Annotated in this window: 8 protein-coding genes and 2 riboswitches; of the genes, 2 read left to right on the forward strand and 6 right to left on the reverse strand. The window is 42.3% G+C overall.

Annotated features, from left to right (window positions below):
- Position 1: 1 nt before the first annotated feature.
- Positions 2-1,273, reverse strand: a complete 1,272-nt coding sequence (gene eno / locus H8S37_RS09130) for a phosphopyruvate hydratase (RefSeq protein WP_186875658.1) — start codon at positions 1,271-1,273, stop codon at positions 2-4.
- Positions 1,274-1,399: 126 nt separating this feature from the next.
- Here eno and H8S37_RS09135 point away from each other — a divergent pair, with 126 nt between their 5' ends.
- Positions 1,400-2,242, forward strand: coding sequence for a YitT family protein (locus H8S37_RS09135; protein ID WP_186875659.1), 843 nt, complete (start codon positions 1,400-1,402; stop codon positions 2,240-2,242).
- Between the two features lie 48 nt (positions 2,243-2,290).
- The gene (locus tag H8S37_RS09140) at positions 2,291-4,498 is read left to right on the forward strand and encodes a DNA topoisomerase III (protein WP_186875660.1); all 2,208 of its coding nucleotides are present in this window, start codon (positions 2,291-2,293) and stop codon (positions 4,496-4,498) included.
- Between the two features lie 447 nt (positions 4,499-4,945).
- Here the strand turns inward: H8S37_RS09140 and H8S37_RS09145 are convergent, their stop codons facing one another.
- The 5 genes from H8S37_RS09145 to H8S37_RS17640 form a co-directional block, all read right to left on the reverse strand.
- Positions 4,946-5,677 (reverse strand): cell wall hydrolase, encoded by a 732-nt coding sequence (locus H8S37_RS09145; protein ID WP_186875661.1) that lies wholly within the window; start codon positions 5,675-5,677, stop codon positions 4,946-4,948.
- 243 nt (positions 5,678-5,920) lie between these two features.
- Positions 5,921-7,522, reverse strand: a complete 1,602-nt coding sequence (locus H8S37_RS09150) for a potassium/proton antiporter (RefSeq protein WP_186875662.1) — start codon at positions 7,520-7,522, stop codon at positions 5,921-5,923.
- A gap of 26 nt (positions 7,523-7,548) precedes the next feature.
- The gene (locus H8S37_RS09155; protein ID WP_186875663.1) at positions 7,549-8,175 is read right to left on the reverse strand and encodes an ECF transporter S component; all 627 of its coding nucleotides are present in this window, start codon (positions 8,173-8,175) and stop codon (positions 7,549-7,551) included.
- A gap of 198 nt (positions 8,176-8,373) precedes the next feature.
- Positions 8,374-8,513: riboswitch (FMN riboswitch) on the reverse strand.
- A 49-nt stretch (positions 8,514-8,562) separates the two neighbouring features.
- Complete coding sequence (gene thiC / locus H8S37_RS09160) at positions 8,563-9,867, reverse strand: phosphomethylpyrimidine synthase ThiC (RefSeq protein WP_186875816.1); 1,305 nt, start codon at positions 9,865-9,867, stop codon at positions 8,563-8,565.
- A gap of 212 nt (positions 9,868-10,079) precedes the next feature.
- Positions 10,080-10,190, reverse strand: a riboswitch (TPP riboswitch).
- Between the two features lie 220 nt (positions 10,191-10,410).
- Positions 10,411-10,713, reverse strand: coding sequence for an HI0074 family nucleotidyltransferase substrate-binding subunit (locus H8S37_RS17640; protein WP_334298552.1), 303 nt, complete (start codon positions 10,711-10,713; stop codon positions 10,411-10,413).
- Positions 10,714-11,054 lie beyond the last annotated feature (341 nt).

Below are 11,054 nucleotides of genomic sequence, written 5' to 3' on the forward strand. Positions count from 1 at the left end.
TTCAGATTCCCAACTCCTCTTCGATCCGAAGGAGCTGGTTATATTTCGCTGTCCGCTCTGTACCGCAGGGGGCTCCTGCCTTAATATGCTCTGCATGGAAAGCCACTGCAATATCCGCAATCGCTGTGTCCTCTGTTTCCCCATATCTATGGGATATAATAATCTGGTACCCTGCCTTCTGTGCTGTTTCTATCGCCTCAAACGCTTCGCTTAACGTCCCAGCCTGGTTTATCTTTATTACGACTGCGTTTGCCGCTCCCTCCTGTATTCCTTTTTTGATCCTCTGTACATTTGTAGAAAATAAAGCATCTCCTGCCAGTTGTATCTTCTCTCCTAATCTCTCTGTTATCGTTCTCCACCCGTCCCAGTCGTCCTCGTCCAATGCGTCTTCAATAGCGCATATCGGAAAGCTTCCTGCCAATTCCTCATAATACTCAATCAGTTCTTCTGTGTCCCTTGTAATTCTCTGGCCTTTCATCTTACTCTCACCGAAAAACTCATATTTTCTGCTGTCCTTATTATAAAGTCTTGATGCTGCCGCATCTAAGGCGATAAAAATGTCTCTTCCCATTTGATATCCAGCCCTTTTTGCCGCATCCTCTATCAACTTCAGTGCTTCCTTTGCATCCGGCAGATCAGGGGCAAATCCACCTTCTCCGCCTGTCCGTATGGAAAATCCGCTTTTGGATAGAATTTCCTTTAAGTTCTGATATACCTCTGTGCAGATGCGAAGTCTCTCGCGAAAATTTTTTGACTTTCCGGGTACTATCATAAATTCTTGTATGTCTAATGTATTATCAGCATGTATTCCGCCATCTAAAATAGTCATCATTGGTATCGGTATTTCCTTTGGATTTGTTCCTCCCAAATATCTGTAAAGAGGGATTTTTAGCGCCAACGCTGCCGTATGGGCCGCCGCCATTGACACTCCGAGAAGTGTATTCGCGCCCAGATTCCTCTTATCGCGGCTTCCGTCTGTTTTCACCAGCATTTTGTCCAGAGCAGCCTGGTCTAATACATTCATTCCAATCACTGCCTGCGCTAACTGGTTATTCACATTTTCCACCGCCCGTTCCACACCTTTTCCCAAATATCTTGCTTCCCTGTCTCTTAATTCTGTCGCCTCATAGGTTCCTGTCAAGGCTCCCGACGGTACAGATGCTCTGCCTACAATCTCTCCGCCTGCCAGGACTTCTGCCTCAAGAGCCGGATTTCCTCTGGAATCTAGGATTTCTCTCGCGTAAATATCCTGAATCGGTAAATAGCGATACATAAATTTTGTCCTCCTTATGGAAAAATAGTATTTCCCGATCTCCACGTCTTAATGCGTTGACTTTTCATATCCGACAAGTTACAATTCGGTTAAAGAGGTAAATATTCTGTTTGGGAGGCCGTGCAAATGAAAGAAAAATCCCGCCATTTTCTGCTGCTTACCGCGAGTACTTTGATAATGGCTGCCGGAACTTATTTTTTCAAATTCACAAACAATTTTACTTTTGGAGGAATCACAGGTCTTGCCGTCTTAGTTGCCAAAACAGGCATAATGTCTGCCAGTGATTTTACTTTCATTATGAATATGTTTTTGCTTGCCGTTGGCTTCTTTGTTCTGGGTAAAAAATTTGCGGCAAAAACTGCCTATTGCAGTATTCTTTTATCGGTCTCGCTTTCCGTTCTGGAACGTGTCTGCCCTATGGGCAGACCGCTTACGAATCAGCCTATGCTGGAGCTCTGCTTTGCCATTGCTCTGCCTGCGCTTGGGTCTGCCATTCTTTTTAATATCGGTTCTTCCAGCGGCGGGACTGACATCATTGCCATGATATTAAAGAAATATTCCAGCATTGATATCGGCAGAGCCCTGCTTTTTACCGATCTTTTAATCACCGTCGCCGGCTGTTTTATGTTTGATATTGAGACAGGACTTTATTCTTTTTTGGGACTCGCCATCCGTTCTTTTATGATTGATACATTTATAGAGAGCTTCAACCTGTCCAAGTACTGCCATGTCGTCTGTGATCATCCGCAGCCTGTCTGCGATTTTATCGTACATACCCTGCACAGAAGCGCCACTGTCTGCCATGCGCAGGGCGCTTTCTCCGGTAAGGATAAATATATCGTCCTCACCGCATTAAACCGGCCGCAGGCAGTTCGGCTGCGAAATTATATCAAGGAGACACAGCCGGAAGCCTTCATCTTGATTTCCAATACAAGTGAGATTATAGGAAAAGGCTTCCACAGTATTTGACTCTGCTTTTGACATCAAATCAAATTTATTTTGAAGGAGAATCCATATATGAAACAACTAGTCATCGCTGAAAAACCATCTGTGGCTCGGGATATTGCCCGCGTCCTTAAATGTAAACAAAAAACAAACACATATATAGAGGGAGACAGCTATATTGTCACCTGGGCGTTGGGACATCTTGTCACTTTGGCAGATCCCGAGGAATATGGTGCACAGTATAAAACATGGGATATAAATACTCTTCCCATGCTTCCAAAAGAATGGAAGCTTGTTGTTATCAAGCAAACCTCCCATCAGTATCGGGCTATAAAAGAACTGCTCTGCCGAAAAGATATAAGCACTGTCATCATTGCGACAGATGCAGGACGCGAAGGAGAATTGGTGGCACGCTGGATTCTGGAAAAATCCGGCAACAGGAAGCCTATCTTGCGCCTCTGGATTTCTTCTGTCACTGACAAAGCTATCCGGGATGGATTCGCCCATCTAAAGTCTGGCAAAGAATATGAACCTCTGTATCATGCGGCGGCAGCGAGAGCGCAGTCCGACTGGGTTGTCGGAATCAACGCAACCCGCGCCCTTACCTGCAAATACAACGCACAGCTTTCCTGCGGGCGCGTCCAGACTCCTACCCTTGCTATGATCGCGTCCAGAGAAGAAGAAATCAAAAAATTTACGCCCCAGCCATATTATGGTATGAAAGCACTGGCAAAAGGAGTTTCTTTTACCTGGGTTGAAAGCCATACAAATGCAGCCCGCACAATGGACAGAACATATATACAGAAATTGTATGAACATGCCGGAAATTATCTAACAGTCACAGAAGTCCATAAAAAGGCAAAAAAATCGTTCTCTCCTGCACTTTATGATCTGACGGCCCTACAGCGAGAAGCCAATTTAAAATTTGGATTTTCTGCAAAGGAGACTCTCAACATTATGCAGCGTCTCTATGAAAATCACAAGGTACTGACTTATCCGCGGACAGATTCACGCTACTTGACAAGCGATATGACCAGCACACTCAAAGAGCGTCTGCATGCATGTGCCGCAGGCCCCTACCGCCGCATCGCCGGAAGGCTTTCCATGCAGGAAATCAAAGCAAATAAATCCTTTGTAGACAATAGTAAAGTCTCAGACCATCATGCGATTATTCCGACTGAACAGTTCGTACAGTTAGAACATATGACAAATGAGGAAAGAAAAATATACGACATGGTTGTGCGCCGTTTTCTCGCCGTCCTCTCTCCTGCATGCACATATGAAGAAACTTCTGTCAAAGGACAATTAGACATACAAGGACAGACCGACAAAGCTGTCTTTACTGCCAAAGGGCAGCATATCCTTTCCCTCGGCTGGCGCGAAGTGTATGACACAGATGCCGCTGATTTAGAGGAGGAAGAGGAAAATAGCTCCATTTCCTCTCAATCGCTCCCCTCCGTTCAAGAGGGAGAACGCCTCTTACTCTCTTCCCTTACTGTCACAGAGGGGAAAACGAAACCACCGGCATATTTTACCGAAGGTACTCTTATTGCTGCTATGGAAAATCCAGTAAAATATCTGGAACAAAAAAACAAGACGCTCGCGCGTACTCTCGATAAGACAGGCGGACTTGGAACCGTTGCGACCCGCGCCGATATTATCGAAAAATTATTAAGCAGCTTCTTGATGGAGAAAAAGGGAAATGAACTTCATATTACTTCCAAAGGAAAACAATTGCTCTCCCTTGTTCCGGAAGATTTGAAAAGTCCCAAGCTCACCGCCCAGTGGGAGCTGCGTCTCCAGGCGATTGCAGAAGGGAAAGAATCTGACCGTCACTTTATGCGGGAAATTGAAGGTTATACGCTGTCTCTGATACAAGAAATTAAATCTGCATCCGGTACATTCAGACATGACAATCTTACACGTACCAAATGCCCCAACTGTGGAAAATATATGTTAGAGGTAAACGGAAAACACGGCCGTATGCTCGTATGCCAGGATCGGGAGTGCGGTTACCGCGAAACCCTCTCCCGTCTTACAAATGCCCGTTGTCCGGTGTGTCATAAAAAGATGGAACTCGTCGGCAAAGCAGAGGGACAGCGCTTCGTCTGTTCCTGCGGATACAAAGAAAAGCTGAGTTCCTTCCAGGAACGGAAGAAAAAAGAAGGAAAAAGTGCTACTAAAAAAGATGTCAGCGCCTATTTAAAAAAACAAAAAAAAGAGGCACAGACACCTATTAACAACGCTTTTGCAGATGCCCTTTCCAAATTGAAATTATAAATTTAACGGAGCAACAAGCAGTGCGAAAAGAACAGACAAATTCTGTGTCATACCTGTATGTAAACAGAAGTTTGTCTGCTTCTTTTCATTCAGCGACTGCCGATATCGGAATTGAGCTGGCACTGCGGAAATTGGCAAAAGGTACATGTGAAAGAGATCGGCTTCAAGCTACTGTATATTCCAATCGGAAGTAAACAATTTTTTCTGATTAAGAACTCATGGCAACGTGAGGTCGATTTCTTTTTAATAAAATTTAACTAATAAAGCTGCCTTTCGAATGACGGGGTAAAAACTTCTAACTGGAAGTAACAGCAAAAAACACTGTGTCAGATAAGCAGGACATTGACAAGGAGCGTTCCGAATACAGTGTTTTTTGCGTACCTTCTGTTAAAGCTTTTCTTCCCAACGAGGAAAGTATTTTTGTCGGTTAACTTTATATTTACACTCCTAATGGAAATAGTGATCTCCTATCTGGATTCCCCAATTTCCATTTCCAAAGGACATACAATCTCCCACTGGATTACTGCCTGCCAACGCGTCTGCTGCTGCCTGCATTGCGGTATCTGTATACCCTCCACTGGCAAGAACAGAATCCAACCACCCGGTCATTGCCGGCCCAAATTGTCCTGGCTGATAAATAACTTCCGATATTGTATTTGGATATGCGCCACTTTTAACGCGATTCATCACAACTGCACCGACAGCCACCTGTCCTTCATATGGCTGGTTACCTGCTTCGCAATATATCAATGCTGCTAAAAGTGTCTGATCATCCCAGGATGCCTGTACACCCGCATCCTGACTCCAGGAAACTGCCGTCTGAGTCTGCATTTCTGCCTGCACTCTGGCTTCTTCTGCTGCCTGTGCCTCCTCCTGTGCAAGTCTTTCTTCTTCCGCTTTCTTCCTTGCTTCTTCCTGCGCCTTTTTTTCTTCCTCTTTTTTATTAACAATATATAATGTTTTAGCTTTTTCTGCTGCTCCCTTCGTATCTTTTAATGCTTCGTCCGGTATCTCTCTTAAAAGTGTTTCCAGAGTCCACTCTCCCTCCCTCTGGTTTAGAGACATAACCGGTGCCGCCCCACTTCCCGGCTGTGCTGCCAGACTGTCAAATCCAGGTACCGTCACTGTGCACATAGTAACAGCTGACATCATCGCAATAAATTTTTTATATTGTTTCATACTCCTACCTCCTGATTATTGCAATATCTTTGCATACATATTATGAAATATATGTTTATAATTTCATAATTATTACAGATATTACAAAAATGTTACAGGCGTTATTCTAATATAAAAAATTTATCTTGTCAACTTTTTTATTTCTACACCAGTCGACCTTTCGTCATAATCTATCTTAATTCTCCATCTCAGAATTCCCGAAATCCCTTCCAAATTCTCTGTTTTCATAAAAAATCTGCACTACTATCCCGGTCGTTCCCCTGTACTAAAAATGAGTGTATCACCTTCATAAATCTTTGTATCACCTTTCGGTATCACAGTTGTCTTGTCATCGCGTCTGATCAAGACAACCAAACGATTCTGCGGATTTTCCATTTCACGAATTTTCTTCCCAATTCGTGTATCTCCCTTTTCTATCCGCTGTTCATCCAATACTGTATCCTGTGCTCCCTGATAAGACTCACCGCTTAATACCAGGACATCTCCTTCCTTCAGTGTCACCTCTCCTCGTGGAATAATCGCTTCACCCTCGCGTTCAATTAAGACGGCAAGTACCCCTCCTAATTTTAAATCTTGGATCTTTTTCCCGATATATTTATGCCCTTCCTTTAATCTTATCTGAAGTAAATGCATCTGCTGTTCTTCCTGATAATCACTAAATGTTTTCATAACTGTCTGTTCTGTGTCAATCATATCCAGCTTCCGCGACACATATGGAAGCAACATTCCTTGAAAAGTGACAGAAATCAGTGCGACACAGAATACAATATTAAACACATAACTTTTTGTATATACCGGATTGACTGTTACCATAATTGCAAATACAATGGATGCCGCCCCACGAAGCCCAGAAAAAGAAACTAAGAACTGTTGCCTGACCGAGGAACGAAAAGGTGCGAGAAGAAGTATCGTAGCTAACGGACGCGCAATACAGGTAAGCCCAAGGAAAATCACCACCGCCTTACCCAACATAGGCAGCAACTCCGACGGAAACACCAAAAGCCCCAGCAAAAAGAAAATAAGAATCTGGGCAAGCTTGTCGATTCCTTCAAAAAAATGTATAAGAGAAATCTTATTTCCAAAATTCGCGTTTCCCACAATTATTCCTAAAAGGTAAACACTCAAATATCCATTACCCCCTAGAAAGGTAGTACCTGCATATGAAAAAAGTACCATCGCTGCCATTAAAATTGTATCAGCACCTTCTATATCAAATTCTATTCTTTCAAAAATTTGAACTGCCAGGATTCCGAGCCCTACTCCGAACATAATCCCAAATCCAAGCTGTCTTATTACCATAAGGAAGATATTCTGTCCTTCTCCTCCCATCCAGCTTAAAACTGCCATCGTCAACATATAAGAAAAAGGGTCATTGCTTCCACTTTCCACTTCTAAAAGAGAAGCGGTCCCTTCCTTTAGAGACAAATTTTTCGAACGCAGAATAGAAAACACAGAGGCAGCATCTGTAGAACCTATTACAGCCCCGATAAGCATACCTTCCTGAATACTCATTCCTAACGCCAAATGACAGAATATCCCTGTCACTCCTGCCGTTATTAGAACCCCCAACGTTGCCATTGAAACTGCTTTTCCAAAAACCGGTTTAGCTGCTTTAAAATTTGTTCCGAATCCACCATAAAACATAATAAAAACAAGAGCGACGGAACAGATTCTTTCCGCCGCCTTGAAATCATCAAAAGGTATTTTTACCAGCCCTTCACTCCCAAAGAGCATACCGATTCCCATAAAGAGCAATACTGCCGGTATTCCTAATTTTGAGGTGAACTTATTTGTCAAAATACAGACTGCTATCACTACAGCACACATCATTATCGCCATTTCCATCTAAGCTCCACCTCCTTGTTCTGCACCTAACGCATTTTAAAAACCGGACTGATTTTTTTATAAATCAGAAAAACTATCCCTGATGCAAGTATTCCCTTTAAAAGATTGAATGGTGCAACTGCTAGTACTACAAATGTCGGGAGACTGGTAATATGGCTGTTTACCGCTGTCCCCATGTCCACCAATGCTTCCAACGGCATACCAAAAGCTGCCGAATATGCAGGAAGCAATACATATGCATTTATCACACACCCAATTACCGTCATCAAAAGTGTCCCCAAAGCCATACCAATTAGAGCATTTTTTCTTGTGCGTTTCCTCTTATAAATGATCCCTGCCGGAACACAGAGGGCACATCCAATCAGAAAGTTTGCAATTTCCCCCACCCCTGCGGTAGTTGTTCCTTTTAATACCAACGCAAGCAATATTTTCACAAGCTCCACCGCCGCTCCAGCCAACGGCCCCATTGTGAAGCATCCTATCAGGACGGGAACTTCGCTAAAGTCAATCTCATAAAAGGATGGTGCAAATGGAAGGGGAATTTCAAAAAACATTAGAATCAATGCCAGCGCCGCTAACATTCCGACCTGAACAACCACTTTTACCCCTGATCTTTGCATCTGTTTTCCTGCAACATTTGTCTCTGTACTCATTTTATTTCTCTCCTTTTCTCATTGCCTACTGGCATTTTGATAATTTAGAAAAGAAAAAAATCTTCCTGGCAATTCTGTCACTTCCACAGCCACTTGTCTCCGAATCTATTATTCGAGCTTTCTGTACAAATTATTATTTTAAAAATAAAGAAAACCCCGAACAACTATTCGGGGCCACGTCACCACTTTCATATGACACAATTTCTTCTCTCATCCAGACTTTACTGTCGGTACCGGAATTCACAACATTCTGCTGTGTCACCGGTTCAGCCGCCTATATAAGGCAGGTCGCGGACTTTACCGCCGGTTGGGACTTACACCCGACCCCGAAGAATTTTTCTTATAATATGTATTATATCTTTACTTGTGCGTAATTTCAAGGTGTTTTTATAAAATGTCAATATGTTCTCCTGCCAGTGCCTTATTCATACTGCGGACCGCGCAGAATTTCCCACACATAGAGCAAGTATCATCATGCTCCGGACTTCTGTCATCCCGAATTGCCTTCGCTGTCTCCGGATCTAAAGCACACGCCCATTGTGCTTCCCAGTCAAGCGTTCTCCGCGCGTCTGCCATTTGGTCGTCTATATCCCTGGCTCCTCTTACTCCTTTCGCTATGTCTGCCGCATGTGCTGCAATTTTCGATGCAATAATTCCCTGCTTTACATCCTCTATATTCGGCAGCGCCAGATGTTCTGCTGGAGTCACATAGCACAAAAATGCAGCGCCCGCTGCCGCGGCAGCTGCTCCTCCGATCGCCGCTGTAATATGATCATACCCTGGGGCAATATCTGTCACCAGAGGTCCTAATACATAAAATGGAGCCCCCTGGCATATAGACTGCTGTACTTTCATATTTGCCGCGATCTGATCCAATGGCATATGTCCAGGCCCTTCTACCATTACCTGCACATCCTTTTCCCAAGCACGTTTTGTAAGCTCTCCAAGACGGATGAGTTCTTCCATCTGGCAGACATCCGTTGCATCCGCAAGGCAGCCCGGTCGACATGCATCTCCCAGTGAAATTGTCACATCATATTCCCGACATATATCCAAAATTTCATCGTAATATTCATAAAAAGGATTTTCCTCTCCAGTCATACACATCCAGGCAAAAACAAGAGAGCCTCCTCTGGATACAATATTCATTTTCCTTTTATGGTTTCGTATCTGGTCTATTGTCTTTCTTGTAATTCCACAATGCAATGTTACAAAATCTACCCCATCCTTTGCATGAAGCCGGATAACATCAATAAAATCTTTTGCTGAAAGAGTGTCCAAATCCCTTTGATAATGAATAACTGAATCGTATACCGGAACAGTCCCGATCATCGCCGGACATTCTGCCGTCAGTTTTCTTCGGAACGGAATTGTATCGCCATGGGAAGAAAGATCCATGATGGAATGTGCCCCCATATGGACTGCTTCCATAACTTTACGCATTTCTATGTCATAATCTTTACAATCTCTTGAAACTCCTAAATTTACATTGATCTTTGTGCGCAGCATGGAACCGACTCCTTCCGGATCGATACAGGCATGGTTTTTATTTGCACAGATGACCGCTTTTCCTTTTGCCACCAAAGGCAGTAATTCTTCTACCAACATCTGCTCTTTTTCCGCCACTTTCTTTAATTCTTCTGTTACGATTCCCTTCCTTGCTGCTTCCATCTGGGTTGCATAGTTTCTCATCATATTCTTCCACCTTTCTCATTATCCTGTATCGGATAATGCTATTTTCTACGAAAGGCGCCTGTATCTGCTGCAACAGTTTATCTGATGTGCTCCATACGAAACAAAAGGCTAAAGCTTCTGTCGCTTTGAAGGTAAATCTTCCAAATCATCAAAAAAAACTGCCGCAACGTACTTATATACTTTGCGGCAGTCAGATCTTTCAATGTATCTGTCCATCTGCTGTATATCCCTACGTTGGCATTATCCAAATCAGGTCATGGGTTAAAGCAATTCAGCTTACTCTCAGCCCGCTTTATACGCGAGCACCCCTTTTTTTCTTATGAAAATATTATAATACATAGACAGACAGAATTGCAATTCTTTTGTATAATAAATTGTGGTTTATACAACTTAAAATAAATTTTATGCTGTTTCCTCTGAATTTTTTTTAATCGTATCTGCAATATTTAATATCTGTCGGGCAGTATTTATATTTTCTTCAAACAGCTTTATAATACTGCCTGCACTTTTAAATGGCTCCTTTTGGAGTACATAAGTATATCAAATTTCGTTAAAAATATACTTATATATTTTTAGAATTTCTTCCTGCAATTTCTCAAATGCAGATATATATTTTTGTACGATAATATCCACCATTTGTTTCGCTGCTTGACTGTTATATATGTGTATCATATCATTTCTTGATTTTAACATACTAAGCCAAGTGTCCTCGTCTAAAAACTCATAAACTGAATAAGCTACTTTTAAGCTCTCGCGTGGAGAACCAGAACCTACTACATTTCTTCCTTCATAATCTAACAGTTCTTTTAATAATTTCCAACTTAGTTCAAACTGTATAAAAATTTATAAATAATACCGCTGATAACAAATTCATTGTTCTGATTTTCATATCCCGCCCTTGTTAATATTTCTAGATTAGATGAAAAATTCTCATATCTTGCCTGGCAAGGCTCACCGTCCTGAAGAGAAAGAGTTACAGTATACCCTTTAGAGTATACTTTTTCATATAGTACAATCCTCTCCTTCTGTATAGTATTCCAAAACTCTCACTGTTCTAATGTCTTAAGGTTTATTATGTCATAATTCAAAAGATTTCTTCTACCACCTCTTTTTTAATTCCTACATTTTCCAAATTATTTATCATCATATTCTCACTTTATTTTACGTACTGACCCTATACTTTA

Origin of the sequence: Mediterraneibacter hominis, assembly GCF_014287475.1 — a bacterium.
Lineage (GTDB): Bacteria > Bacillota > Clostridia > Lachnospirales > Lachnospiraceae > Mediterraneibacter > Mediterraneibacter hominis.

Bases quoted from the DNA above. Each gene is read 5' to 3' on its own strand.
- eno (WP_186875658.1), bottom strand. From the start codon at position 1,273: ATGTATCGCTATTTACCGATTCAGGATATTTACGCGAGAGAAATCCTA.
- H8S37_RS09135 (WP_186875659.1), top strand. From the start codon at position 1,400: ATGAAAGAAAAATCCCGCCATTTTCTGCTGCTTACCGCGAGTACTTTG.
- H8S37_RS09140 (WP_186875660.1), top strand. From the start codon at position 2,291: ATGAAACAACTAGTCATCGCTGAAAAACCATCTGTGGCTCGGGATATT.
- H8S37_RS09145 (WP_186875661.1), bottom strand. From the start codon at position 5,677: ATGAAACAATATAAAAAATTTATTGCGATGATGTCAGCTGTTACTATG.
- H8S37_RS09150 (WP_186875662.1), bottom strand. From the start codon at position 7,522: ATGGAAATGGCGATAATGATGTGTGCTGTAGTGATAGCAGTCTGTATT.
- H8S37_RS09155 (WP_186875663.1), bottom strand. From the start codon at position 8,175: ATGAGTACAGAGACAAATGTTGCAGGAAAACAGATGCAAAGATCAGGG.
- thiC (WP_186875816.1), bottom strand. From the start codon at position 9,867: ATGAGAAACTATGCAACCCAGATGGAAGCAGCAAGGAAGGGAATCGTA.